The organism is Streptomyces xantholiticus, from assembly GCF_014651015.1.
Classification (GTDB): domain Bacteria; phylum Actinomycetota; class Actinomycetes; order Streptomycetales; family Streptomycetaceae; genus Streptomyces; species Streptomyces xantholiticus.
This window is the reverse complement of record NZ_BMWB01000020.1, coordinates 45,270-71,455: the sequence shown is the minus strand read 5'-3', so window position 1 is coordinate 71,455 and position 26,186 is coordinate 45,270. Positions and strand designations below refer to the sequence as shown.

General features: G+C 70.0%; 19 protein-coding genes and 1 pseudogene. 7 read left to right on the top strand and 13 right to left on the bottom strand.

Annotated elements, in window-relative coordinates; genetic code table 11:
* Nucleotides 1-2: 2 nt before the first annotated feature.
* Nucleotides 3-2,060 (bottom strand): PhoX family protein, encoded by a 2,058-nt coding sequence (locus IE198_RS25420; protein ID WP_189890505.1) that lies wholly within the window; start codon nucleotides 2,058-2,060, stop codon nucleotides 3-5.
* Between the two features lie 274 nt (nucleotides 2,061-2,334).
* On the opposite strand from IE198_RS25420, the gene IE198_RS25415 reads away from it, so the two are divergent.
* Nucleotides 2,335-4,092, top strand: coding sequence for a VWA domain-containing protein (locus IE198_RS25415; protein ID WP_189890503.1), 1,758 nt, complete (start codon nucleotides 2,335-2,337; stop codon nucleotides 4,090-4,092).
* 111 nt (nucleotides 4,093-4,203) lie between these two features.
* The gene (gene metG, locus IE198_RS25410; RefSeq protein WP_189890500.1) at nucleotides 4,204-5,811 is read left to right on the top strand and encodes a methionine--tRNA ligase; all 1,608 of its coding nucleotides are present in this window, start codon (nucleotides 4,204-4,206) and stop codon (nucleotides 5,809-5,811) included.
* 191 nt (nucleotides 5,812-6,002) lie between these two features.
* Here metG and aspS read toward each other — a convergent pair whose 3' ends face one another.
* From aspS to IE198_RS25390, 4 genes and pseudogenes are all read right to left on the bottom strand, one after another.
* Nucleotides 6,003-7,775 (bottom strand): aspartate--tRNA ligase, encoded by a 1,773-nt coding sequence (aspS, locus tag IE198_RS25405; RefSeq protein ID WP_189890498.1) that lies wholly within the window; start codon nucleotides 7,773-7,775, stop codon nucleotides 6,003-6,005.
* A 165-nt stretch (nucleotides 7,776-7,940) separates the two neighbouring features.
* The gene (locus IE198_RS25400; RefSeq protein WP_189890496.1) at nucleotides 7,941-9,068 is read right to left on the bottom strand and encodes an AI-2E family transporter; all 1,128 of its coding nucleotides are present in this window, start codon (nucleotides 9,066-9,068) and stop codon (nucleotides 7,941-7,943) included.
* Between the two features lie 47 nt (nucleotides 9,069-9,115).
* A pseudogene (locus IE198_RS25395) lies at nucleotides 9,116-9,817 on the bottom strand (pirin family protein); the annotation flags it as partial.
* Between the two features lie 188 nt (nucleotides 9,818-10,005).
* The gene (locus IE198_RS25390; protein WP_100108162.1) at nucleotides 10,006-10,458 is read right to left on the bottom strand and encodes an SseB family protein; all 453 of its coding nucleotides are present in this window, start codon (nucleotides 10,456-10,458) and stop codon (nucleotides 10,006-10,008) included.
* Between the two features lie 131 nt (nucleotides 10,459-10,589).
* Here IE198_RS25390 and IE198_RS25385 point away from each other — a divergent pair, with 131 nt between their 5' ends.
* The gene (locus IE198_RS25385) at nucleotides 10,590-12,416 is read left to right on the top strand and encodes an acyl-CoA dehydrogenase (RefSeq protein WP_189890494.1); all 1,827 of its coding nucleotides are present in this window, start codon (nucleotides 10,590-10,592) and stop codon (nucleotides 12,414-12,416) included.
* A gap of 190 nt (nucleotides 12,417-12,606) precedes the next feature.
* Nucleotides 12,607-13,902 (top strand): M18 family aminopeptidase, encoded by a 1,296-nt coding sequence (locus IE198_RS25380; protein ID WP_189890492.1) that lies wholly within the window; start codon nucleotides 12,607-12,609, stop codon nucleotides 13,900-13,902.
* A 262-nt stretch (nucleotides 13,903-14,164) separates the two neighbouring features.
* On the opposite strand, the gene IE198_RS25375 is transcribed toward IE198_RS25380, so the two are convergent.
* Both IE198_RS25375 and IE198_RS25370 read right to left on the bottom strand, forming a co-directional pair.
* Nucleotides 14,165-15,958, bottom strand: a complete 1,794-nt coding sequence (locus tag IE198_RS25375; protein WP_189890489.1) for an NHL domain-containing thioredoxin family protein — start codon at nucleotides 15,956-15,958, stop codon at nucleotides 14,165-14,167.
* Nucleotides 15,959-16,027: 69 nt separating this feature from the next.
* On the bottom strand, nucleotides 16,028-16,336 hold the full coding sequence (locus IE198_RS25370; RefSeq protein ID WP_189890487.1) for an antibiotic biosynthesis monooxygenase family protein: 309 nt from the start codon (nucleotides 16,334-16,336) through the stop codon (nucleotides 16,028-16,030).
* A 53-nt stretch (nucleotides 16,337-16,389) separates the two neighbouring features.
* Between IE198_RS25370 and IE198_RS25365 the strand changes: the two genes are divergently transcribed.
* Nucleotides 16,390-16,884, top strand: a complete 495-nt coding sequence (locus IE198_RS25365) for an LURP-one-related/scramblase family protein (RefSeq protein WP_189890485.1) — start codon at nucleotides 16,390-16,392, stop codon at nucleotides 16,882-16,884.
* Nucleotides 16,885-16,905: 21 nt separating this feature from the next.
* Here IE198_RS25365 and IE198_RS25360 read toward each other — a convergent pair whose 3' ends face one another.
* Complete coding sequence (locus IE198_RS25360) at nucleotides 16,906-17,709, bottom strand: carbon-nitrogen family hydrolase (RefSeq protein ID WP_189890483.1); 804 nt, start codon at nucleotides 17,707-17,709, stop codon at nucleotides 16,906-16,908.
* Nucleotides 17,710-17,876: 167 nt separating this feature from the next.
* Here IE198_RS25360 and IE198_RS25355 point away from each other — a divergent pair, with 167 nt between their 5' ends.
* The gene (locus tag IE198_RS25355; protein WP_189890481.1) at nucleotides 17,877-18,701 is read left to right on the top strand and encodes a maleylpyruvate isomerase family mycothiol-dependent enzyme; all 825 of its coding nucleotides are present in this window, start codon (nucleotides 17,877-17,879) and stop codon (nucleotides 18,699-18,701) included.
* Nucleotides 18,702-18,919: 218 nt separating this feature from the next.
* On the opposite strand, the gene IE198_RS25350 is transcribed toward IE198_RS25355, so the two are convergent.
* The 5 genes from IE198_RS25350 to pdhA all read right to left on the bottom strand — a co-directional run bounded on the left by IE198_RS25350 (nucleotide 18,920) and on the right by pdhA (nucleotide 24,690).
* On the bottom strand, nucleotides 18,920-20,227 hold the full coding sequence (locus IE198_RS25350; RefSeq protein WP_189890479.1) for an MFS transporter: 1,308 nt from the start codon (nucleotides 20,225-20,227) through the stop codon (nucleotides 18,920-18,922).
* On the bottom strand, nucleotides 20,224-20,877 hold the full coding sequence (locus tag IE198_RS25345) for a GntR family transcriptional regulator (RefSeq protein ID WP_189890477.1): 654 nt from the start codon (nucleotides 20,875-20,877) through the stop codon (nucleotides 20,224-20,226). Before IE198_RS25345 ends, IE198_RS25350 begins: the two co-directional genes overlap by 4 nt.
* Before the next feature lie 248 nt (nucleotides 20,878-21,125).
* Nucleotides 21,126-22,544, bottom strand: coding sequence for a dihydrolipoamide acetyltransferase family protein (locus IE198_RS25340; protein ID WP_189890475.1), 1,419 nt, complete (start codon nucleotides 22,542-22,544; stop codon nucleotides 21,126-21,128).
* 14 nt (nucleotides 22,545-22,558) lie between these two features.
* A complete protein-coding gene (locus IE198_RS25335; protein WP_189890472.1) occupies nucleotides 22,559-23,539 on the bottom strand; it encodes an alpha-ketoacid dehydrogenase subunit beta in 981 nt (326 codons plus the stop codon).
* A 2-nt stretch (nucleotides 23,540-23,541) separates the two neighbouring features.
* On the bottom strand, nucleotides 23,542-24,690 hold the full coding sequence (gene pdhA / locus IE198_RS25330; RefSeq protein WP_189890469.1) for a pyruvate dehydrogenase (acetyl-transferring) E1 component subunit alpha: 1,149 nt from the start codon (nucleotides 24,688-24,690) through the stop codon (nucleotides 23,542-23,544).
* Between the two features lie 327 nt (nucleotides 24,691-25,017).
* On the opposite strand from pdhA, the gene IE198_RS25325 reads away from it, so the two are divergent.
* Nucleotides 25,018-25,674, top strand: a complete 657-nt coding sequence (locus tag IE198_RS25325; protein ID WP_189890468.1) for a response regulator — start codon at nucleotides 25,018-25,020, stop codon at nucleotides 25,672-25,674.
* The last annotated feature ends 512 nt before the right edge of the window (nucleotides 25,675-26,186 follow it).

The following is a 26,186-nucleotide window of genomic DNA, read 5'->3' as shown; positions in this document are numbered from 1 at the left end:
GCTTACGCGCCGATGTCGCGGCCGTCCTTGCGGTAGACGGCGACGACCGACGGACGGACCAGCTTGCCCGGTCCGTCGGGCCATGCGCTCGCCGGCTTCTCCACGGACGCGCCGTCGACCTCGCCCGGGTGCTGCACGGCCACCAGGACCCGGCGGTCCTGGATGATCGGACCGCAGGTCTCCGCACCGGTGGGCACGGTCAGGAACTGCTTGAGCTCACCGCGGCGCTCGCCGTGGGTCGCGACGCCGAACAGACCGTCGTGGTTGCCGAGCGCGTTGCCGTCCGTGGACAGCCAGAGGTTGCCGTACGGGTCGAAGGCGATGTTGTCCGGGCAGGAGATCGGGCTGACCTTGTCCTTCGGGTAACCCGCGAAGTAGGTGGCCGGGTCGTTCGGGTCGCCGGCGACCAGGAAGAGGCGCCACGAGAAACCCTCGGACGTCGGGTCGTCCCAGTGCTCGGCCAGCTCCAGTACCTGGCCGTGCTTGTTGAGGTTGCGCGGGTTGGCCTCGTCCGCGCCGGGGTTGTCACCCTTGCCACGGTTGGAGTTGTTGGTCAGGGCGACGTACACCCGGCCCGTACGGGGGCTGGGCTCCACGTCCTCGGGGCGGTCCATCTTCGTCGCGCCGACCTTGTCGCCCGCGAGCCGGGTGAAGACGTACACCTCCTCGGCGGTCATGCCCGGCACGTGCGACACGTCGCCCGTGGCGAGCGGGATCCACACGCCGGATCCGTCGAACTCGCCGTCGTTCGGGAGCTTGCCGGTGCCGTCGATCTGACCGGGCGAGTCGCCGGTGAGCTTGGCGACGTACAGCGTGCCCTCGTCGAGCAGCGTGCGGTTGTGCTCGCGCGCGGCGCGGCTGTCGCCCTTCTTCATCCGCTTCGACGAGACGAACTTGTAGAAGTAGTCGAAGCGCTCGTCGTCGCCCATGTAGACGACCGGGCGGCCGTCGTCGGTGAGCCGGGGCTGCGCGGCCTCGTGCTTGAACCGGCCCAGAGCGGTGCGCTTGGCGGGCGTGGACTCGGGGTCGTACGGGTCCAGCTCGACGACCCAGCCGAAGCGGTGGACCTCGTTCGGCTCCTGCTTCAGGTCGAAGCGCTTGTCGAAACGCTCCCACTTGCGCTCGGTCGCGCCCGTGCCGACGCCGTAACGCTTGTCCGTCGCGCTGGAGCCGTTCGCGAAGTACTGGTTGAAGTTCTCCTCGCCCGACAGGATCGTGCCCCACGGGGTGGTGCCGCCGGCACAGTTGTTGAGCGTGCCGAGCACGGTCGTTCCCGACCGGTCGGCGCTGGTGCGCAGCAGCTCGCAGCCGGCGGCCGGTCCGGTGAGCTCGAACTCGGTCGTCGCGGTGAGACGGCGGTTGAGCGGGTGACGCGTCACGGGGGAGAGCTTGCCGGAGCGGTGCTCCTCCTGGACCACGACGACGGACAGACCGTGCGCGGCCCAGGCGATCTCGACCTGCTCGCGGGTCGGGTTCTCGGAGTCGTAGCCCTTGAACATCAGGACCTCGTCCGTGTACTCGTGGTTCGCCACGAGCACCTGGCGGCCGCGCTCGCCCCTGAGGGGGAGCAGGCTGAGGAAGTCGTTGTTGTAGCCGAACTGGCCCGCCTGCGCCTTCGCCGACTGCTTGTCCGGGTCGAAGGCGGGGGCCCCGCGGAGAATCGGCTCGCCCCAGCGGATGACGACGCATCGGGTGTAGCCCTCGGGGACGGTGACCTTGTCGTCCCTGTTGGGCGCGACGGGTGCGAAGCGAAGGCCACGGGCGCCGTCGAAGGTGCCGGGACCGCCCGGCTTGCCCGGCTTGTGACCGTGGGCCTCGGCCGGGGTCGCCCCCTGCACGACGGCCGCCCCGCCGGCCGCGGCGGCCACGGTCACGACCGCGGCGGCGCGCATCATCGAACGACGCGAGAGGGCGCTCGCTATGACGTCGCCGACGTACTCGTTCTCGCTGGTGTTCGGGACCTCGTGGAAGCAGGCGTCGCCGCAGCGGTAGCGACAGGTGAGGGCAGAACGTCCGCCCGCGTGCGGGGTCGTGTTCAACAGCGGCAGCAGTTTGCGCACTTCGTCCTCCTTCGGCGCAGCCTGCGCCGACATGGTGTCGGAATGATTCCGGCCATGACGTTAGGTGCGCAGCAGTGCACGACGGCGGACGCGGGATGAACGACGGATGAATGCGGCACGGACGAGGCGCGGTTGGGGTGTGTGTGCGGAGGTTGTGGGTGCCCTCCCCGAGAGCGGGCGGGGCGGCCGCTAACCTTACGTGTCCGCCCTGGCCTGCGTTGCCCGGGCAGGAGCGGACAGTCACCGCACACAACGCATGCGAAAGGCCTCGCCCATGGGTATTCGGAGCTTGCTGCGCAAGGTGTTCGGACGCGACCGTGCTGAGTGTGACGAGCCGGCGACAGCCTCCGTTCCGGCCCAGACCGAGCGCACGGAACCGGCCACGGACACGTCGTCCCCCACGCCCGCCACGTCCGCCACGTCCTCCGCCACGACGGTGCCCACGCAGACGCCTTCGGACCGAACGTCGGACCGCGCGTCGGACCTGGTCTCCGCGGCCTTCGACAACCCGTCGCCGCGCCGCACCTCGGTCCCGCCCCAGAGCGCACGCACCACGCCGTCCGCGGCGGAGCCGCGGAACGACGCACCCGTCGCGGACGACACAACCGTCACTCCCGCCGCGGCCGAGACCGGCGACGCCGAGCCGGAGAGCGACGCGCCCGTGGCGGACGCCTCAGCTGCGGAGGACAGCGCGGCCGAGTCCCCGGCCCCGGAGGCGGACGCCCAGGAGCCGCAGTCCGACGCGCCGGTCGCGGAGGACGGCGTGGCCGAGCCGGCGGAGATCGTCGCCGCGGCGGCCGACACGCCCGTCGCAGACGAAGCCGCAACCGTCACCCCGGCCACGGCCACGCCCACCGAGGACGAGCCCACCCCCGTCGCGCCCGCGGCCGGCAACCCCGAGCCGCAGAACGAAGCGCCCGTGGCGGACGCCGCCGCTGCCGAGGACAGCGCGGCCGAGCCCTCGGCTCCGGAGGCGGACGCCCCCGAGCCGCAGAACGACGCACCGGTCGCGGCCGAAGCACCCGAAGCCGACAGCCCCGCCGAGGACGACGCACCCGCTGCTCAGGACGGCGCGACCGAGCCGGTGGAGGTCGTCGCCCCTGCGGCCGAAGCACCCGAAGCGGATGCCCCCGCTGCGGAAGGCACGGCAACCGAGTCCCCGGAGGCGGACGCCCCCGAGCCGCAGAACGACGCGCCCGTAGCAGCCGCGCCCGCCGCGGAAGACAGCACCCCCGAACAGCAGGCCGAAGCCCCCACCGCGGAAGACAGCACACCCGAGCCGCAGGCCGAAGCCCCTCTCGTCGCGGCCGACGCAGCCGAAGCCGACAGCCCTGCCGAGGACGACGCGTCCGTCGTGGAGGGCGTGCCCGGCGGGCGGGCCGCCAATGGGTTGGCGAAGGTCAGGGCCGGCGCGCCGCGGATCGTCGACGCGTACAAGGCCGCCGGCGCTGCGCTCAAGAAGGCAGAGCTCACCGGGGCGCGCGCCCACGTGTACCTGGTGCTCGACCGGTCCGGGTCGATGCGCCCGCACTTCAAGGACGGCAGCGCCCAGCGTCTCGGCGAGCAGGCGCTCGCACTCGCCGCGCACCTCGACGCCGACGCGACCGTCGACGTCGTGTTCTTCTCGACCGAGATCGACGGCACCGGCGAGCTCACCTTCGACGCCCATGAGGGCCGGATCGACGAGCTGCACGCCGGGCTCGGCCGGATGGGTCGTACCAACTACCACCTCGCGATCCAGGAGGTCCTCGCCCTGCACGCCAAGAAGACCACCGACGCACCCGCGTTCGTGATCTTCCAGACCGACGGCGCTCCCGAGTCGAAGACCGCCGCCACCGCCGCCCTCGCGGCGGCCGCCGGCAAGCCGGTGTTCTGGCAGTTCGTGGCCTTCGGCGAGCACGACGCCAAGGCCTTCGACTACCTCCGCAAGCTCCAGGTGGACAACGCCGCGTTCTTCCACGCCGGTCCCGCGCCCCTCGAGCTTCCGCACGCGGAGCTGTTCAAGGGCATCCTCGGGACCTGGCGCCCGTAGCTCCGGCGCCGCGCCCCGCGGGGCGTCCGGGCGGCCCACCGCCCGGACGCCACCGCGCACCCCCGCGTACGCGTGTGAGTCGATCTTCGTAGGCCCGATAGGATTTCGACCATGGCGGCCACTGGATCCGAGAAGCAGGGGGCGAAGGCGTACTACGTCTCGACCCCCATTTACTACGTCAACGACGCTCCTCACCTGGGCCACGCCTACACGACCGTCGCAGGCGACGTGCTCACACGCTGGCACCGTCAGCGTGGCGAGAAGGTGTGGTACCTCACCGGCACGGACGAGCACGGTCAGAAGATCATGCGCACCGCGGAGGCGAACGGCGTCACGCCCCAGGAGTGGTGCGACAAGCTCGTGGAGGAGGCCTGGAAGCCTCTCTGGGAGCACCTGAACATCGGGAACGACGACTTCATCCGCACCACGGAGAAGCGGCACACGGACCGTGTGCAGGAGTTCGTGCAGGACCTGTACGACAAGGGCGAGATCTACAAGGGCGGATACGAGGGCCCGTACTGCGTGGGCTGCGAGGAGTACAAGCTCCCCGGTGACCTCGTGGAGGCCGAGGACGGCACCAAGCTGTGCCCGATCCACAAGAAGCCGGTGGAGATCCTCAAGGAGGAGAACTACTTCTTCAAGCTCTCCGAGTACGGTCCGAAGCTGCTCGACTTCTATGCGGCGAACCCGGGCTTCATCCAGCCCGAGTCCGCCCGCAACGAGGTGGTGAACTTCGTCAAGCAGGGTCTGCAGGACCTCTCCATCTCGCGGTCGACCTTCGACTGGGGCGTCCCGGTCCCGTGGGACGAGAAGCACGTCATCTACGTGTGGGTCGACGCGCTCCTCAACTACGCGACGGCCGTCGGCTACGGCTCCAACCAGGCCAAGTTCGACGAGACCTTCCCCGCGAACGTCCACCTCGTGGGCAAGGACATCCTGCGCTTCCACGCCATCATCTGGCCCGCGATGCTGATGGCACAGGGCTTGCCGGTGCCCGGCAAGGTCGCCGCCAACGGCTGGCTGATGGTCGGCGGCGAGAAGATGTCGAAGTCGAACCTGACGGGTATCAAGCCGCAGGACCTGACCTCGCACTTCGGTGTGGACGCATATCGCTGGTACTTCCTGCGCGCGATCGCGTTCGGCCAGGACGGCTCGTTCTCCTGGGAGGACTTCGCCGCCCGGTACACCTCCGAGCTCGCCAACGACTACGGCAATCTCGCCTCGCGCGTCGCGGCGATGGTCGGCAAGTACTTCGGCGGTGCGCTGCCCGAGGCGACGGCCGCGGGTGACGCGGAGAAGGCGGTCCAGGACGGTCTCGCGAAGGCCGTCGCGGAGGCGGACCGGAAGATCGGCGAGGAGCTGGACTTCCAGGGCGGCATCCTGGCGGTGTTCGACTTCGTGAAGCAGGTCAACGGCTACATCACGGAGCAGGAGCCGTGGAAGGTCGCCAAGGACGAGTCGGAGGAGGGCAGGGCCCGCCTCGCGACCATCCTGTACACGGCCGCCGAGTCGCTGCGCGCCGTCGCGGTCCTGCTGAACCCGGTGATGCCCGACACCTCCCAGAAGCTGTGGGACTCGCTGGGCGCCGAGGCCGCGCTGGGCGCGCTCGAGGACCAGAGGGTCCAGGAGGCGGGCGAATGGGGCAGGCTCCCTGCCGGCGCCACGGTCACGAAGGGCGCGGTGCTGTTCCCACGTCTGGAGGAGCCGAAGAAGGACTAGGTCCTCCTCGGGCCTGCGTGAGGGGCTGTCCGGCCGTACGCCGGGCGGCCCCTTCCGCTTGAATCCGGTCACCAGGACGGACCCGCCCCCACGGTCGGCGGACCGGTGCCTCCGCGTCCTCCGTCACCGCCACCGCCCGGACACGACGAAGGGCCCTGCAACCGCGAGGTTCCAGGGCCCTTGTGCGCGTGCTACTCGCCGGACTTGGCGACCGGCTTGCGCAACTGGATGTTCAGCTCGCGCAGACGGGCCTCGTCCAGCTCGGAGGGCGCGCCCATCAGCAGGTCCTGGGCGTTGCCGTTCAGCGGGAAGGCGATCGTCTCCCGGATGTTCGGCTCGTCCGCCAGGAGCATCACGATGCGGTCGATGCCGGGGGCGATGCCGCCGTGCGGCGGGGCGCCGTACTCGAAGGCGCGGAGCATGCCGGCGAACTCCTGCTCGACCGTCTCGCGGGAGTAGCCCGCGATCTCGAAGGCCTTGAACATGATCTCGGGCTCGTGGTTCCGGATCGCACCGGAGGAGAGCTCGACGCCGTTGCAGACGATGTCGTACTGCCAGCCCAGGATGTCCAGGGGGTCCTGGGTCTCCAGGGCCTCCAGGCCGCCCTGCGGCATCGAGAACGGGTTGTGCGAGAAGTCGATCTTGCCGGTCTCCTCGTCCTTCTCGTACATCGGGAAGTCGACGATCCAGCAGAAGCGGAAGACGTTCTCCTCGAAGTGGCCGGCGCGCCTGGCGGCCTCGACGCGGACCGCTCCCATGATCTTCGAGACCTCGTCGAAGTCACCGGCACCGAAGAACACCGCGTGGCCGGGCGCAAGGCCCAGACGCTCGGTGAGGACCTTGACGTTCTCCTCGGTGAGGAACTTGGCGATGGGGCCGGTCAGGCCGCCGTCCTCACCGACGCGCACCCAGGCAAGGCCCTTGGCGCCCTGCTCGACGGCGTAGTCGCCGAGGCCGTCGAAGAACTTACGGGTCTGGTCGGCGGTGTCCGGCACGGCGAGCGCACGGACGTGCTTGCCGGCGAACGCCTTGAACTCGGACGCCTCGAAGACGTCGGAGATGTCGACGAGCTCCAGCTTGGCGCGCAGGTCCGGCTTGTCGGAGCCGTACTTCAGCATGGCCTCGCGGAACGGGATCCGCGGGAACGGGGAGGTGACGTGGCGGCCGCCGCCGAACTCCTCGAAGATCTCGGTCATCAGCTTCTCGATCGGCTGGAAGACGTCCTCCTGCTCGACGAAGCTCATTTCGACGTCGAGCTGGTAGAACTCGCCGGGCGAGCGGTCGGCGCGGGCGTCCTCGTCGCGGAAGCACGGCGCGATCTGGAAATAGCGGTCGAATCCGGAGATCATCAGCAGCTGCTTGAACTGCTGCGGGGCCTGTGGCAGCGCGTAGAACTTGCCCGGGTTGAGGCGGGACGGCACCACGAAGTCACGGGCGCCCTCGGGGGAGGTCGCGGCGAGGATCGGGGTCGCCATCTCGTTGAAGCCGAGGGCGGTCATCTTGTGCCGGATGGCGGAGATGACGGCGGTGCGCAGCATGATGTTGCGGTGCATGCGCTCGCGGCGCAGGTCGAGGAAGCGGTACTCCAGGCGGCGCTCCTCGTTGACGCCGTCGTCGGCGTTGATGGTGAACGGGATCTGCTTGGCGGCGCCGAGGACCTCGACCTCGGCTGCCTCGATCTCGATCTCGCCGGTGGGCAGCTCGGGGTTGACGTTCTCCGCACCGCGGGAGACGACCTTGCCGTCGACGCGGACCACGGTCTCCTTCGTCAGCTTGTCGAGGACCTCGGCGGCCGCGGTGCCGGGCCGGGCGACGAGCTGCGTGATGCCGTAGTGGTCGCGCAGATCGATGAAGAGGATGCCGCCCAGGTCTCGGCGATTGTGCAGCCAGCCGCTCAGCCGGACGTCGGCTCCGACGTCAGAGGCGCGGAGCTCGCCGCAGGTGTGGGACCTGTACCGATGCATCGTCGTTCATCCAGTCTTAGCGATTTTGGTGGGCACAACCTGTGCAAGGTTACCGCCCGGCCCCCGCCCGGCCCATTGACATAGACGCGACACCCGCCGACGGTGTCCGGCAGCGTCCCGTCGCGTGGGGGTCCGGGGGCGAGGGCAAGTGATCCGGCTCGACCTCTACGAGTCGGGCGCGCCGGCCGGCCCGGAGCGGCCCGGGGTGCCGGCGGGGCCGTAGCGGGCGCGCAGTTCGCGGACGACACCGAACGCGGCCGCGGTCACCGGCACGGCGAGCAGCATCCCGAGGATGCCCGCGAGGCTCGCCCCCGCCGTGATCGCCAGTAGTACCACCGCCGGATGCATATGGACCGTACGGCTCTGGATCATCGGCTGGAGCACGTGCCCCTCGAGCACCTGCACGGCCAGCACCACTCCGAGCACCCACAGCGCGATGACGAACCCCCGGTCGGCGAGGGCGACGAGGACGGCGACCGCGCCGGAGATGAACGCCCCGAGGTAGGGGATGTACGCGCCGACGAAGACGAGCGCCCCGAGCCCGATCGCGCCGGGCACCCGCAGGATCAGCAGCCCGACCGTGATGCACAGCGCGTCGATCAGCGCGATGAACGTCGTGCCGCGCATGAAGCCCTCGACGCCGCCGAAGGCACGGCGCCCGATCGCCTCGACCAGGTCACCGGCGTCACCGGGAGCGAGGGAGCGCAGCGCTCCGACGGCCCGGTCGGAGTCCCGCAGGAAGAAGAAGATCAGCAGCAGCGCCAGCACGGCGATCGCGATCATCTCGCTCACCACGCTCAGCCCGGAGATCACCCCGGAGGCGGCCGTTCCGCCGAACTTGCCGAGCAGTCCCCTGGCATTCGAGGCGAGGTCGTCCAGGGAGGTCCCGGCGGCTCCGAAGTGCCGGGACAGGTCGGAGGCGGCCTGCCGAAGGGACGCGATGATCTGGTCGCCGGTCTCGATCAGCGCGTTGACGATGATGTAGATCGCACCGCCGACGACGGCCACCACGGCGGCGCAGGTCAGCCCGGCGGCCAGGGACCGCTGCACCTTCATCAGTACCAGCCGCCGGTACAGCGGTCCGAGCAGCGCGGTTCCCAGCAGTGCGAGGAGCACGGGCGTCACGGCGGTCTGGAACCTGACGACGAGCCAGACCCCGACGCCCGCGACCCCCGTCACCAGAAGCGCGACGACGCACCAGGCGGCGAGGCGCTTCGCGGGTTCGGGCAGCAGCGGCTTCGACGGGGGCACAGCTCCCACCCGACCACGGCCGTCACCACCCGTCCCGCCCATCCGGTCCGCATGGGTGACGGATCGTCAATCCGTCGGCGCGTGCTCGCTCACATGCCGTGGACCGCGGGGACGGTGCCGAGCAGACCCTTCTGGAAGTCCTCGAAGGCCTCCTTCAGCTCCGCCTGGGTGTTCATCACGAACGGGCCGTAGTGCGCCATCGGTTCACGGATCGGACGGCCGCCGAGCAGCACGACCTCCAGGTCGGGCGTGTTCGAGTCCTGCGCCTCGTCCGCCCGGACGGTCAGCGAACCGCCGTCACCGAAGACGGCCGTCTGCCCCGTCCGCACCGGCCGCAGCTCCTGCCCGACCGCACCGCGGCCGGCGAGGACGTAGGCAAGACCGTTGAAGTCCTCGCGCCACGGCAGGGTGATCTCGGCACCCGGCGCCAGAGTGGCGTGGATCATCGTGATCGGCGTGTGCGTGATGCCCGGACCCTCGTGGCCGTCCAGCTCACCGGCGATCACCCGCAGCAGCGCACCGCCGTCCGGGGAGGTCAGCAGCCGCACATGGCCGCCGCGGATGTCCTGGTAACGCGGGTTCATCATCTTGTCGCTCGCGGGGAGGTTCACCCACAACTGCAGCCCGTGGAACAGCCCGCCGGACACGACGAGCGACTCCGGCGGCGCCTCGATGTGCAGCAGACCGCTGCCTGCTGTCATCCACTGCGTGTCGCCGTTGCGGATGGTCCCGCCGCCGCCGTTGCTGTCCTGGTGCACGAAGGTGCCGTCGATCAGGTAGGTGACCCCGCGGCACGGCCTCTGCGGGCGCGGCGACGCGCGGCAGGGTGATCGGGTTCTCGACAGTCACTGCGGGCATGGCGGGACCTCCTTGTTCGACGAGTTTAGTTGAACAATGAACTTCTTGCCACCTGCAGCGACGAACGCCCGGGAGGAATTCCTCCCGGGCGCGAGAACAAGGGCCTGCCGGCTGTCGGCGCTCAGCCGTACATCCGGCGCATCGCGAAGTCGACCATCTGCTCGACCGCCTTCGCGTCGAAGACCATCCGATGGTCCCCCTCCATGTCGAGCACGAATCCGTACCCCGTGGGCAGCAGGTCGATCACCTCGGCGCCGGTGATCACGAAGTACTTCGACTCCTTGCCCGCGTATCTGCGCAGCTCCTTGAGCGTGGTGAACATCGGGATGACCGGCTGCTGAGTGTTGTGGAGCGCCAGGAAGCCCGGGTTCTCGCCGCGCGGGCAGTAGACCTTGGACGTCGCGAAGATCTGCTGGAAGTCCTCGGCCGACATCGACCCCGTCGTGAAGGCCCGCACCGCGTCCGCCAGGGACGGCGGCGACGGCTCGGGGTACAGCGGCTGCTCCCCGTAGGAGGGCTGCTGGGGCACGTACTGCTGCTGCTGAGCGCCCGGGGTCTGGTCGTAGCCGTACATGCCCGCAAGAGTAACGAGTCACAGATGCCACCAGAGGGCTTGCATCTTATTACCGACGGGTAGCATCATCGTAGCTACTTGCTGGTACGTGGATGAGAAATCCAACTTCCGATCTTTACGGAGCCGTCGCCATGGGGCACTACAAGTCGAATCTCCGCGACATCGAGTTCAACCTCTTCGAGGTCCTCGGGCGCGACAAGCTTTACGGCACCGGCCCGTTCGCGGAGATGGACGTCGACACCGCCAAGTCGATCCTCGAGGAGATCGCCCGCCTCGCGGAGAACGAGCTCGCCGAGTCCTTCGCCGACGCCGACCGCACCCCGCCGGTCTTCGACCCCGCGACCAACACGGCCCCGGTCCCCGAGAGCTTCAAGAAGAGCTACAAGGCCTTCATGGACTCCGAGTACTGGCGTCTCGGCCTGCCCGAGGAGATCGGCGGCACCGTCTCGCCCCGCTCCCTGATCTGGTCCTACGCGGAGCTGCTGCTCGGCTCGAACCCTGCCGTCTGGATGTACTCCTCCGGCCCGGCCTTCGCCGGCGTCCTCTTCGACGAGGGCAACGAGGCGCAGAAGAAGATCGCCGAGATAGCCGTCGAGAAGCGCTGGGGCTCCACCATGGTCCTCACCGAGCCGGACGCCGGCTCGGACGTCGGTGCCGGCCGCACCAAGGCGATCCAGCAGGAGGACGGCTCCTGGCACATCGAGGGCGTGAAGCGCTTCATCACCTCGGGTGAGCACGACATGGAGGAGAACATCCTCCACTACGTGCTGGCCCGCCCCGAGGGGGCCGGTCCGGGCACCAAGGGCCTCTCCCTCTTCCTCGTGCCCAAGTACCACTTCGACTGGGAGACCGGTGAGCTGGGCGAGCGCAACGGCGTCTACGCGACGAACGTCGAGCACAAGATGGGCCTCAAGGCGTCCAACACCTGCGAGATGACCTTCGGCGACCAGCACCCCGCCAAGGGCTGGCTGATCGGCGACAAGCACGACGGCATCCGCCAGATGTTCATGATCATCGAGTTCGCCCGAATGATGGTCGGCACGAAGGCCATCGCCACCCTCTCCACCGGCTACCTGAACGCACTGGAGTACGCCAAGGAGCGCGTCCAGGGCCCGGACCTGAAGAACTTCGCGGACAAGACCGCCCCCAAGGTCACCATCACGCACCACCCCGACGTGCGCCGCTCCCTGATGACGCAGAAGGCGTACGCCGAGGGCATGCGCGCCCTGGTGCTCTACACCGCCTCCATCCAGGACGAGATCGCCGTCAAGGAGGCCGCAGGCGAGGACGCCAAGGCCCTCGTCGCCCTCAACGACCTGCTGCTCCCCATCGTCAAGGGCTACGGCTCCGAGAAGTCGTACGAGCAGCTGGCCCAGTCCCTGCAGACCTTCGGCGGCTCCGGCTACCTGCAGGAGTACCCGATCGAGCAGTACATCCGCGACGCCAAGATCGACACCCTCTACGAGGGCACCACCGCCATCCAGGGTCAGGACTACTTCTTCCGGAAGATCGTCCGCGACCAGGGCCAGGCGCTGAACGCCCTCTCCGAGGAGATCAAGAAGTTCCTCGCGGTCGGCACCGGCGGCGAGGAGCTGGCCGGTGCCCGCGACGCACTCGCCAAGGCCGCCGTGGACCTCGAGGCGATCGTCGGCACGATGACGAACGACCTCATCGCCACCGGCGAGGACGTCACGAACATCTACAAGGTCGGCCTCAACACCACCCGCCTGCTGATGGCCTCCGGTGACGTGGTCGTCGCCTACCTGCTGCTGCGCGGCGCGGCCGTCGCCGCCGAGAAGCTGGAGACCGCCTCCGCCAAGGACGTGCCGTTCTACCAGGGCAAGATCGCGGCCGCGAAGTTCTTCGCCGCCAACGTCCTGCCGGGCGTCTCGGTCGAGCGCACGCTCGCCGAGACGGTCGACGGCTCGCTGATGGACCTGGACGAGGCCGCGTTCTAGTCGTCGCCCGCCTGCACACAGGGCCGCCCTTCCGGACTCGTCCGGAAGGGCGGCCCTCTTGCGTCCCCTCGGTACCCTGGCCGGTGCCCGGCCGACGACGGGACCGTTTCCGGCCACCGCCGACACCCCGTGGACCAGGTGTCACTGATCGGCAACCGGGCGACTCGCCCCCCTCGTTAAGGTGAACTTCATGAGCAGCGAACCTGCCCGCTTCGATCGCGGCCACACCGACGACCTGATGTCCTTCCTCACGGCCGCACCCACGCCGTACCACGCAGTCGCCGCCGCAACCCAGCGGCTCGAGAAGGCCGGTTTCCGACAGGTGCTGGAGACGGACGCCTGGGACGCGACTGCCGGCGGCAAGTACGTGCAGCGCGGTGGCGCGCTCATCGCCTGGTACGTGCCGGAGGGCGCCTCCCCCCACACCCCCTTCCGTATCGTCGGCGCCCACACAGACTCGCCGAACCTGCGCGTCAAGCCCCTCCCCGACACCGGCGCCCACGGCTGGCGGCAGATCGCCGTCGAGGTCTACGGCGGGACCCTCCTCAACACCTGGCTCGACCGCGACCTCGGACTCGCCGGCCGGCTCACCCTGCGCGACGGCACCCACCGGCTGGTGAACGTCGACCGGGCACTGCTGCGCGTGCCGCAGCTCGCCGTCCACCTCGACCGCTCCGTCAACACCGACGGCCTCAAGCTCGACCGGCAGCGCCACATGCAGCCGATCTGGGGACTCGGCGACGTCGAGGAAGGCGACCTGATCCGCTTCCTCGAGGAGGAGGCCGGCCTCGCGGACGGCGAGATCGCCGGTTGGGACCTGATGCCGCACTCGATCGAGCCGCCCGCCTATCTGGGACGCGACCGCGAACTGGTCGCCGGCCCCCGGATGGACAACCTCATCTCCGTGCACGCCGGTACGGCCGCGCTGGCAGTGGTCTCCGCCTCCTCCGACCTGCCGTACATCCCCGTGCTCGCCGCCTTCGACCACGAGGAGAACGGCTCCCAGTCGGACACGGGCGCCGACGGCCCGCTGCTCGGCTCCGTACTGGAACGCTCGGTGTTCGCCCGCGGCGGCAGCCACGAGGACCGGGCCCGCGCCTTCGCCGGCACCGTCTGCCTCTCCTCCGACACCGGCCACGCCGTGCACCCCAACTACAGCGAGCGGCACGACCCCACGCACCACCCCCGCGCCAACGGCGGCCCCATCCTCAAGGTCAACGTCAACCAGCGGTACGCCACCGACGGCCACGGCAGGGCAGTGTTCGCCGCGGCCTGCGAGAAGGCCGGGGTGCCGTGGCAGACCTTCGTCTCCAACAACGCGATGCCCTGCGGCACCACCATCGGCCCCATCACCGCCGCCCGCCACGGCATCCACACCGTGGACATCGGCGTCGCGATCCTGTCGATGCACAGCGCCCGCGAACTCTGCGGCGCCGACGACCCGTATCTGCTGGCGAACGCGCTGGTCGCCTTCCTCGAGGGCTGATTCCTCGAGGGCCGGCAGGCAGGTGCTCCGCCGGGGCGGCGCGGGAAGTGATGCCGCCGCCCCCGGTGCGGTCGACGCCGGGGCGGCGGCGGGCCACCCGGCACGACACGGTCGGAGAACCGCTCTTCCAAGAACTCGGCGCACATGTCGAGATCCAGCCGTGCATGAACGCCGTGCATGAACAGGGAAGACCTGATGAAGGGCATCGCCGAGGCGGCCGAGGCACGCTGGCCCACCACCCCGGCGAGGGCCCGGCCAGGTGTTACCGCTCCCGGTCCATCCCCGCCAGCACCAGCGGCAGCCGGGACGCGCCGCCGTCGGTGACCCGCACCGGAACGCCCCAGTCCTGCTGGTGCACATGGCAGGCCGGGTACTGGTTGTCCGGATCGTCGTCGCAGGACGCAGCCATCGCGGAGACGTGCAGCACGCCCTCCCCGACCGCCGCGTCGATCTCCAGCTCACGGCTCAGGTCCGTCCCCGCGCCGTCGCCGGAGCGCAGCAGCTCCGACGGCGTCGACGACACGAGCAGCCGCGTCGAGGGGCCGTAGCGGGTGTCCAGCTTCTGCCCCGTCGGAGCCTCGAAGACGACATCCAGTCTCAGCGTGCCCGGCGCCACGTCGGTCGCGGCACGCTGCGTGCGGTGGGCGACGGCCTCGACGCGTACTGCCTCCTCGGGCAGCCGCAGCCGGGTCAACCGGTGCCTCGCCGACTCCACGACGACGATGTCCTCGCCGTCGAGCACCGCGTCGCTGGGCTCCCGCAGATCCGTGGCCAGGGTCGTCACCTCACCGCTGGCCGGATCGAAACGGCGCAGTGCGTGGTTGTACGTGTCGCTCACCGCCACGGAGCCGTCGGGCAGCGCCGTCACGCCCAGCGGGTGCTGCAGCAGCGCCTGCCGGGCCTCGCCGTCCCGGTGCCCGAAGTCGAAGAGCCCGGTACCGACAGCGGTGTGGACGACCAGATCACGGTCGATCCAGCGCACCGCCGATGTCTCGGAGTCGGCGATCCACAGCCGGTCCTCGGTCGCCGCGAGCCCCGACGGCTGCGCGAACCACGCCTCGGTCGCAGGCCCGTCGACCAGCCCCTCGTTCGTGGTGCCCGCCGCGACCCGGACGGTCCCCGCCCGGGGGTCGTACGTCCACAGCTGGTGCACACCGGCCATCGCGATCCACAGCCGGTCGCCCCACCAGGCCACGTCCCACGGCGAGGAGAGCGCGACCTCCAGCGCCGGCCCCGAGGTGGGCGAGCCCTGCCACCACTGCTTGCCGGTCCCGGCGAGCAGTTCGATCGCGCCGGTCTCCGGGTCGTACGCGCGGATCGCGTGGTTGACGGTGTCGGCGACGGCGACACGTCCGTCCGGCAGCAGCGCGAGCCCCTGCGGCTCGTTGAACTCCCCGTCCCCGATGCGGCGCACGACGCTCTCGCCGTCCGCCTCCAACTCGACCAGCTGATGCCGGGTGGAGTCGGAGACGAGGAAGTTCCCCGAGGGCAGCCTGAGCGCCTTGCCGGGGAAGCGCAGATCCGTGGCGACCGGCTCCGGCGCCACGTACGGCCCGTCGCCGCGCCGCAGCGTCCCCTTGGCCGCATGCTCCGCCTCCAGCTCCTCCACGAGTTTCTCGATGGCGTGCGCATGCCCCTCGCCCGCGTGCTGGGCGACGACGTACCCCTCCGGATCGATGACGACGAGCGTCGGCCACGCCCGCACCGCGTACTGCTTCCACGTGGCGAGCTCGGGGTCGTCGAGCACCGGGTGGTGCACCTGGTACCGCTCGACGGCGTCGACGACGGCCTGGTGCTCGGCCTCGTGCACGAACTTCGGCGAGTGCACGCCGACGATCACCACGGTGTCGCGGTGCTTCTCCTCGAGCTCGCGGAGCTCGTCGAGGACGTGGAGGCAGTTGATGCAGCAGAAGGTCCAGAAATCCAAGATCAATGTGCGACCTCGGAAGTCGGCGAGTCTCAGGTCCTTCCCGCCGGTGTTGATCCATCCGCCCTTGCCGATCAGCTCGGGGGCACGGACACGGGCACGTCGGGGCGCGGGGGCGGCATCGTTCATGGTTCAAGCTTGCCATCCGCCCGTGAACGCCCGACCAGGGCCGCACGGACATCGCGGACGCCGCGGCGGTCAGAGCTGAACCGTGGACTCGTACATCCCGCTCGTCATGTCGTCGCAGAGTGCCCGGCACTTCCCGAGGAGGTCCGCGAACTCGGGCTTGTCCTGCCATGAGGACATCGCCTCACGGCTCCGCCACGCCGCGAAGGAAACGAAGTGGTTCGGGTCGGACAGGTCGCGGATGAGACGGGCCTTCACGAAGCCCTCGCTGGCGCCCTTGGTCCACGCCAGGAATTCCGTCCAACGGTCAATGAATTCTTCGGCCTTCCCGTCTGTGACGTGCCAGTTCCCCGAGGACCAGTGCTTCAGTTCCTCTGTCATACCACCAGGCTAATCCGGCATACCGGTCAATTCATTCGGGAACCCGTGCGCTCATGAAATACCTGGTGCGGGACAAGATTTTCGCGATCGGCAACGACTACTGGATCGAGGACGAACACGGCCGGCACGCCTTCCTCGTCGACGGGAAGGCGTTGCGGCTGCGGGACACGCTGGAGATCAAGGATCCGGACGGGCGGGTGCTGATCACTCTGCGCCAGAAGCTGTTCGGCCTGCGAGACGCGATGACGATCGAACGGGACGGGGAGACGCTCGCCACGGTCCGCAGGAAGCGGCTGTCGCTGCTGCGCAACCACTACCGGATCACGCTCGCCGAGGGCACCGAACTGGACGTCAGCGGGCGGATCCTGGACCGGGAGTTCGCCGTCGAGTACGAGGGTGAGCTTCTGGCGCACATCTCGCGGCGGTGGCTGACGCTGCGGGACACGTACGGCGTGGACGTGGTGCGGGAGGACGCGGACGCGGCACTGCTGATTGCGGTGGCGGTGTGCGTTGTCCGGATGGCGGAGAAGGAGCGGGAGGAAGGGTGAGCCACACGGCCGCGCCCGGCATCAGCGCAGGGCCGGCGGGACCGGCAGGCCCAGGCGACGGTCCTTGAGTGCTGGGAAGACCTCGCGCGTCTTCTCCACCTTCGACGGGTCCAAGTCCACGGTCAGCACCTCCTCGTCCGGGCCGGCCTCGGCGAGGACCTCGCCCCAGGGGTCGACGACGATGCTGTGGCCGGCCTGTTCGACGCCGGCGTGGGTGCCGGCGGTGCCGCAGGCGAGGACGTAGGCCTGGTTCTCGACGGCGCGGGCCCGGGCCAGCAGGGTCCAGTGGTCCCGACGGCGGGCGGGCCAGCCCGCGGGGATCACGAGTACCTGTGCGCCGGCGTCGACGAGACCGCGGAACAGTTCGGGGAAGCGGAGGTCGTAGCAGGTGGCGAGGCCGAGGGTGAGCCCTCCCGGGACGGGCAGCGTCACCAGGTCCTCGCCCGCGCCCATCAACACGGCCTCGCCCTTGTCGAAGCCGAAGCGGTGGATCTTGCGGTAGGAGGCGGCGAGTTCGCCGGTGGGGGAGAAGACGAGGGCGGTGTTGTAGAGGGTGCCGTCGGCGGCTTTCTCCACGATGGAGCCCGCGTGCAGCCACACGCCCGCGTCGCTCGCCGCCTCGGCCATGGCCTCATGGGTGGGGCCGGCGGGCGGCTCGGCCTCCTGCTCGAACTGCTGGTAGGCGAAGGCTCCGACGGGCCACAACTCGGGAAGGACCACCAGGTCGGAGTCTGCTTGGTCGCGCACCAGCGAGGCCGCACGCCCCCTACGGGAATCGACCGATTCATCCGGGTCTACTGCGATCTGGATGAGGGAAGCGCGCACACTACCACCGTCCTGGCATTCGAGCCGTCAATACGGGCCTACGATCGTCACACGAAAGCACTGCCGGGGTGCCTTCGGGCAGCGTACTGTGCTCATCCGGGGGCCACCCCCGGACCCCCACAGCGCTGCCAGTCCAGTTTGTCCGCGTACGACCGCCGAGGGGTCCCGTGACCGTCCATCCCAGCCTCCAGAACTACGCCGATGCCTGGACCCACGCCGTCGAAGCGATAGCCGAGCTGGTCGGGCCGCTGGTCGAGGGCGAGTGGAACCGTGCCACGCCGTGCCCTGGATGGTCGGTGCGGGACATCGTCTCGCACGTCATCGGCTTGGAGTGCGAGATGCTCGGCGACCCTCGGCCCATCCACTCCCTGCCGCGTGATCTCTACCATGTGCAGAGCGAGTTCGCCCGCTACATGGAGATGCAGGTCGATGTGCGCCGCCACCATACGGCGCCGGAGATGACCTCCGAGCTCGAGTACACGATGATTCGTCGGGCCCGTCAGCTGCGCAACGAGAACCGCAGCCCCGACACCCTGGTCCGTGCGCCGCTCGGCGCCCAGCAGACGCTCGAACTCGCCTACCGGATACGCGCGTTCGACACCTGGGTGCACGAGCAGGACCTGCGGTACGCGCTGAACAAGCCGGGCAACCTCGATTCCCCGGGCGCATACGTCACCCGGGACGTCCTGCTGCAGCGTCTGCCGAAGGTCGTCACCAAGGAGGCGGGCGCTCCCGCCAATTCGGCCGTGGTCTTCGATGTGGGCGGACCGGTCGAGTTCCTTCGGACCGTGCGGGTGGACACCGACGGGCGCGGCTCGATCGACGGTTCTCCCTCGCTCGGCCCGCTGGTGACCATCGGCATGGACTGGGAGACGTACTACCGGCTGGCCTGCGGACGTGTCCGGGCCGCCGCGGTGCCCGACCGCATCAAGGTGGACGGGGACACGGAGCTGGCGGAGGCCATCCTGCGGGCGTTCGCGGTCACGCCGTAGCCGAGGACGGGTCGCGCTCGCCCCCGGCCCGCCTCCGCGGTGGGGGCTGCCGGCCGTGGGCCCGGGGGCCGAGCGTCACGCGGTGCCCGGATGCACCGCCGGTGAGCGGGCGGTCCCGACCGGCCGCCCCGCCGGACACTGACCCGCACGACCGAACGCCGCACGCCGGCCGCCCCGCCGGACACTGACCTGCACGACCGAACGCCGCACGCCGGCCGTCACGCCGGGACGTGCACCGCCTCCACCCGGCTGGCCACCAGGCGTTCGCGCTCGCGTCGAGCCGTGCGCCCGCGCAGCCGCAGGATCTGGGCGACTCCGAGCGCCTCCAGCACGAACACCGACGAGAAGGCGATCCGGTAGTTGCCGCCGGTTGCGTCCAGCAGAACCCCCACCGCCAGCAACGTCGCCATCGAGGCGATGAAGCCGCCCATGTTGACGATCCCTGACGCCGTCCCCTGCCGCCCCGGCGGGTTGGCCGGGCGGGCGAAGTCGAAGCCGATCATCGAGGCGGGCCCGCAGGCGCCGAGGACCACGCAGAGTGTGATCAGCAGCCACATCGGGGCGTGGTCGCCCGGGTAGGCAATGGCGCTCGCCCAGAGGGTCGCGGTGGCGCCGACCGTACCGAGCGCCAGCGGCACCCGTGCGGCATGGTGCCGGGCAATGATCTGCCCGTACACAAGGCCCACGACCATGTTGGACAGCACCACCAGCGTCAGCAGTCCGCCGGCGGCCTCCTGGGACCGGCCCTGCGCCTCCACGAGGAACGGCATGCCCCACAGCAGCAGGAACACCATTCCCGGGAACTGGGTCGTGAAATGGACCCACATCCCGAGCCGGGTACCGGGCTCACGCCACGAATCGGCGATCTGCTTCCGCACGAACGCCGGCCCGGCGTGCCGCGTGGGCGGCGGCTCGTGGCCCTCGGGGTGGTCGGAGAGGAAGAGCGAGAGCAGCACCAGCACCAGCACGCCGGCGACCGCGCTGCCCGCGAAGGTGGCGGTCCAGCCCATGCCGTGCAGCATCCGGGCGATGACGAGGGTGGAGACGAGGTTGCCGGCCATGCCGAAGAGCGCGGCGACCTGCCCGATGAGCGGTCCGCGCCGCGCGGGGAACCAGCGGGAGCCGAGCCGCAGGACGCTGATGAAGGTCATCGCGTCGCCGCAGCCGAGCAGTGCGCGGGACGCGAGCGCCATTCCGTACGAGGGCGAGAGCGCGAAGCCCAGCTGGCCGACCGTGAACAGCACCACGCCGATGGTGAGCACCTTCTTGGTGCCCATCCGGTCGACCATCAGGCCGACGGGTATCTGCATGCCCGCGTAGACCAGCAGTTGGAGGATGGAGAAGGTGGACAGGGCGGAGGCGTTGACGCCGAAGCGGTCGGCCGCGTCGAGTCCGGCGACGCCGAGGCTGGTACGGAAGATGACGGCGACGAAGTAGACGGCGACGCCGATGCCCCACACGGCGGCGGCACGCCGACCGCCGGGAGGATCACCGGGCAGGGACACGGACGGGGATGCCGCGCTCACCGGGCCTCGCCCCGGACGAGCACCTCGACCCGGCCGAGATGGCCGCGTACACAGGCGGCCGCGCCCTCCGCGTCGCCCGACCTGATCCGCTCCAGGAGCTCGGCGTGCTCCTCGTGGTTGCGCGAGACACGGTCGGGGAGAGCCTGCATCATGGCGACGCCCATCCTCAGTTGGCGGTCGCGGAGCTGGTCGTAGAGCCTGGAGAGGATCTCGTTGCCGGCGTGCTTGACGATCTCGGCGTGGAAGCAGCGGTCACTGACGGCGAAGGCGGCGAGGTCACCGGCGTCGGCGTGGCGCTGCTGCTCGGCCAGCAGATCCTCCAGGCGCGCGATGAGCGCGGGTGACGCGGGCACCGCCTTGCGCACCGCGAACTCCTCGACCAGCAGCCGGGTCTCGACCACATCGCGGATCTCCTGTGCGGAGACGGCGAGGACCAGTGCGCCCTTCTTCGGGTAGAGCTTGATGAGCCCTTCGACCTCGAGCTTGAGCAGCGCTTCCCGTACGGGAGTGCGTGACACTCCCACGGCTTCGGCCAGTTCGCCCTCGGTGAGCAGCGTCCCGCCCTCGTAACGGCGGTCGAGGACGGCCTGCTTGATGTGGGTGTAGACGCGTTCGGCGGCAGGGGGTTGCTTCACGACGGCGGCAGGCATGCACACAGCATAGATACAACAAGGTTCAACCAGAAAGCCGCGTCCGCGATGCGGACGTGGCCGAGAACCGGTCAACCGGCAGTCGGAGTCCGGGCGTGGCCAACGTCGCGGCGCTCACCGCCCGCAGCGGCGTGGAACCACCGACCGTCGGCAGGACGATACGGACCGAGCGGGAGTTGACGGGAACGTGAACGCCCGACCGGGGTGACCCGGTCGGGCGTTTCACGTGAAACGGAACATCAGGCCCATCAGGCCCAGGTGATGAGCCGCTTCGGGTTCTCCAGGATCGCCGCGACGTCCGCGAGGACCTTGGAGCCCAGCTCACCGTCGACCAGCCGGTGGTCGAAGGAGAGCGCGAGCGTGGTGACCTGGCGCGGCTTGACCTTGCCCTTGTGGACCCACGGCTGGAGCTTGATCGCACCGACCGCGAGGATCGCGGACTCGCCGGGGTTGAGGATCGGCGTGCCGGTGTCGACGCCGAAGACGCCGACGTTGGTGATCGTCACCGTGCCGCCCTGCATCGCCGCCGGCGTGGTCCTGCCCTCGCGGGCGGTGGCCACGAGTTCGCCCAGCGCCGAGGCCAGCTCCGGCAGGGTCTTGTCGTGCGCGTCCTTGATGTTCGGCACGATCAGACCACGCGGCGTGGCCGCCGCGATGCCCAGGTTGACGTAGTGCTTCTGGACGATCTCCTGGTTGACCTCGTCCCAGGCCGTGTTGATCTCCGGGTTCCGCTTGATCGCGACGAGCAACGCCTTGGCGATCAGCAGGAGCGGATTGACGCGCAGGCCTGCCATGTCCTTGTCGGCCTTGAGCTCCTCGACGAGCTTCATGGTGCGCGTCACGTCGAGCGTCACGAACTCCGTGACGTGCGGAGCGGTGAACGCACTGCCGACCATTGCCGCCGCGGTCGCCTTCCGTACGCCCTTGATCGGGACGCGGGTCTCGCGCGCACCGGCCGCGACGGGCTGTGGCACAGAGACCGGCTCGGGGGCGACGGGCGCGACGGGCGCGGCAGCCTGTGCCGGGGCGGCAGCCGCGTGGACGTCCTCACGGGTGATGACACCATCGGGGCCGGTCGGGGTGACCGTCGCCAGGTCGATGCCGAGGTCCTTGGCGAGCTTGCGCACCGGGGGTTTGGCGAGCGGACGCGGCGCCGTCGGCGCGCCGTGGCCGTTCATCTCCGCCTGGACGGCGGCGGTCGCCTGGGCCTGCTCGGGAACGCCGGGCTGCTTGCGCGGCCTGCGCTTGGTGGACGACTCGGCGACGCCGTAGCCGACGAGAACCGGCTGACGGCCCTTCGGCTTTTCTTCTTCGGCGGCCTCCGTCGCGGCCTCGGCCACAGGCGACGCCTCGGTCTGGGCGGCCGGCACGGCGGCCGCCTCCGCCGGTGCCGCGTCACCGCTGCCCGGTGCCACGTCGATCGTGATGATCGACGTGCCGACGTCGACGGTGGCGCCCTCGGCGAAGCGCAGCTCGTGCACCACGCCGTCGTACGGGATCGGCAGTTCGACGGCGGCCTTCGCCGTCTCGACCTCGCACACGACCTGGCCGTCGGTGACGGCGTCGCCCGGCTGGACGTACCACTTGAGGATCTCTGCCTCGGTGAGTCCCTCGCCCACGTCGGGCATCTTGAACTCGCGGAAGCGGAGCGAAGCGTCTTGCGTCATGGTCACGGCACTCCTCAGTACGCGAGCGAGCGGTCGACGGCGTCCAGCACCCGGTCCAGGCCCGGAAGGTACTCCTCCTCGAGGCGCGCCGGCGGGTACGGGGCGTGGAAGCCGCCGACCCGCAGCACCGGGGCCTCCAGGTGGTAGAAGCACCGCTCGGTGATGCGAGCGGCGATCTCCGCGCCGGAGCCGTAGAAGACGGGGGCCTCGTGGACCACGACCAGCCGGCCGGTCTTCTCGGCGGACGTCTGGATGGTGTCGAAGTCGATCGGGGACATCGAGCGCAGGTCGAGGACCTCCACCGACTTGCCCTCCTCGGCCGCGGCGGCGGCCGCTTCGAGGCAGACCTTCACCATCGGGCCGTAGGCGGCGAGCGTGAGGTCGGAGCCGGCCTGGGCGACGCGTGCGGCGTGCAGCGGTCCGGGGATGGCCTCGGTGTCCAGCTCGCCCTTGTCCCAGTAGCGGCGCTTCGGCTCGAAGAAGATCACCGGGTCGTCGCTCTGGATCGCCTGCTGGAGCATCCAGTAGGCGTCGGACGAGTTCGACGGCGAGACCACCTTGAGGCCGGCGACGTGCGCGAAGAGCGCCTCCGGCGACTCGGAGTGGTGCTCCACCGCGCCGATGCCGCCGCCGTAGGGGATACGGATGACGACGGGCAGCTTGATCTTGCCGAGCGCGCGGGCGTGCATCTTCGCGAGCTGGGTGACGATCTGGTCGTAGGCCGGGAATACGAAGCCGTCGAACTGGATCTCGACGACCGGGCGGTAGCCGCGCAGCGCGAGGCCGATGGCCGTGCCGACGATGCCGGACTCGGCGAGCGGGGTGTCGATGACCCTGTCCTCGCCGAAGTCCTTCTGCAGGCCGTCGGTGATCCGGAAGACGCCGCCGAGCTTGCCGACGTCCTCACCCATGATCAGGACCTTGGGGTCGGTCTCGAGGGCCTTGCGCAGCGACTCGTTGAGCGCCTTCGCGAGAGGAAGCTTCTGTACGGCCATGACTAGTTGCCCTCCTCGGCGAACGACGCCTGGTAGGCGGCGAACTGGGCGCGCTCCTCGTCGACGAGCGCGTGCCCGTCCGCGTAGACGTTGTCGAACATCGCCATGTCGTCGGGGTCGGGCATGGCCCGGACCGCCTCGCGCACCCGCTTGGCGAGCGCGTCGCTCTCCTCGTCGAGGGCCGTGAAGAAGGCCGCGTCGGCGTGGCCCTCCGCCTCGAGGTAGGTGCGCAGCCGCAGGATCGGGTCCTTGGCCTCCCAGGCCGCCCGCTCGTCGTCGTGCCGGTACTTGGTGGGGTCGTCGGAGGTGGTGTGCGCTCCCATCCGGTACGTGAAGGCCTCGACGAGCGTCGGGCCCTCGCCGCGGCGGGCCCGCTCCAGCGCGGAACGGGTCACGGCCAGGCAGGCGAGGACGTCGTTCCCGTCGACCCGGACGCCGGGGAAGCCGAAGCCCTGCGCGCGCTGGTACAGCGGGACGCGGGTCTGGCGCTCGGTCGGCTCGGAGATCGCCCACTGGTTGTTCTGGCAGAAGAACACGACCGGGGCGTTGTAGACCGCGGAGAACGTGAACGACTCGGCGACGTCGCCCTGGCTGGACGCGCCGTCCCCGAAGTACGCGATCACGGCCGAGTCGGCACCGTCCATGGCCACGCCCATCGCGTAGCCGGTGGCGTGCAGCGTCTGCGAGCCGATGACGATCGTGTAGAGGTGGAAGTTGTTGGTGGTCGGGTCCCAGCCACCGTGGTTCACACCGCGGAACATGCCCAGCAGATTGGTCGGGTCGACCCCGCGGCACCAGGCGACGCCGTGCTCGCGGTAGGTCGGGAAGACGTAGTCGTCGTCGCGCAGGGCGCGTCCCGAGCCGATCTGGGCTGCCTCCTGGCCGAGCAGCGACGCCCACAGACCCAGCTCGCCCTGGCGCTGCAGGGCGGTTGCCTCGGCGTCGAAGCGGCGGGTCAGAACCATGTCCCGGTACAGCCCGCGCAGTTCTTCGGCGCTCAGGTCGATGTCGTACTCGGGGTGCTGGACGCGCTCACCTTCGGGCGTCAGCAGCTGTACGAGCTGGGGCTCGGAACTCTGTGGCTTCTTGGCGGCGCTGGCGCGCTTACTGGCGCGTGGTTTACGCGCGGCAGCAGTGCTCTCCACGGTCACGTGCGTGCTCCTCCGTCGGTCCGGCCCCCGGGGTCCGCCGGAAAGCCAGTGCGGCTCGCCCACGTCCCGGCCCGCGCACGGGGTGTGTGCGGCAAGGCCGGAGGTCGGGCGTGACAGGTGCCCCGGCGAACGCCCTGTCAGAGGCACGTTACCCAGTGGGCAGCATTACTGCGAAACCCCCTTTGACCTGCGATTTTGCTTGGATTTCCAAGTAAATCGAGAAATAGGGGAACAACCACTGGTCACAGCCCTGCAGGCCGCCGGAACACCGGCACGTTATCCCGGCCACCCCCGACACGGGAAGACTCAATATGTGAGACTGCCCCGGTGCACGAAAAGGGAAAAATCACTGTATTCCTGCTCGACGACCAGGAAGTAGTCCGGCGCGGCGTTCATGAACTTCTCGCCACCGAGTCCGACATCGAGGTGGTCGGCGAGGCGGGCACCGCGGAAGACGCCCTGGTCAGGATCCCTGCGGCCGATCCCGATGTCGCCGTGCTCGATGTGCGCCTGCCGGACGGGAGCGGCGTCGAGGTCTGCCGCGAGGTCCGTTCGCGCAACGAGAACATCAAGTGTCTGATGCTCACCTCCTTCGCGGACGACGAAGCGCCCTTCGACGCGATCATGGCCGGTGCTTCCGGGTATGTGCTGAAGGCGATCCGCGGCAATGAACTGCTGGCGGCGGTGCGGAACGTCGCGGCCGGCAAGTCGCTGCTCGACCCGGTGGCCACCGCCCGCGTGCTGGAACGGCTGAGCGTCGGGTACAGGCCGAGCGGTGCCGCCCGCCTGGCGGACCTCACCGACCAGGAGCGCAGGGTCCTGGACCTGATCGGCGAGGGGCTCACCAACCGGGCCATCGCCGAGCGGCTCCATCTCGCCGAGGAGACCATCAAGGACCATGTCTCCGGCCTGCTGTCGAAGCTGGGCACGGAGGGACGTGCGCAGCCGACGGCCGGCGGGGCAGCGGAGCGACAGCACAACTGAGGCCGGGGCGTCCCCGACGTCAGCACGCCGGAGACCGCCACTGTCACTCGTTGGGACCAATGGCGCCACGCACCGTTCCGGCACTCGGGTCCCGGACCGTGCCTGGCCGGTGACCCCGCACGGCGAAGTCGTCGGTCGCGGAGAGTGGACGCCGTGCCCTCCGGGGAACTCCGCGCCGTCGAGCCGCTCGGCCGTGTCCCGTACCGCCGGGCGGCCACCAGCAGCCGCGCCGTGCCCGTCCTGCCTGCCCCCGCCCCGCCCTGGCGCACGGCCGGCTGCTGCGGCTCTTGCACGCGGCTGTCGCGCACCGGTCGGGGCGCTGCGGCCGCGTAGGGGCGGGCCCACGGCGCCTACGCGTGCTGCGTCCCTGTGGCCGGTGAGGCTCATGGCACCGCGAAGACGGTCCGGCCGGCGGAGGAGGAACGGGAGCGATCACCCGCGACCGCACCGGATCGACGGCCAGTACTTCCGACCAGCCTGTCCGCGCATCGAGCTCCACTTCGCCCCCGTGC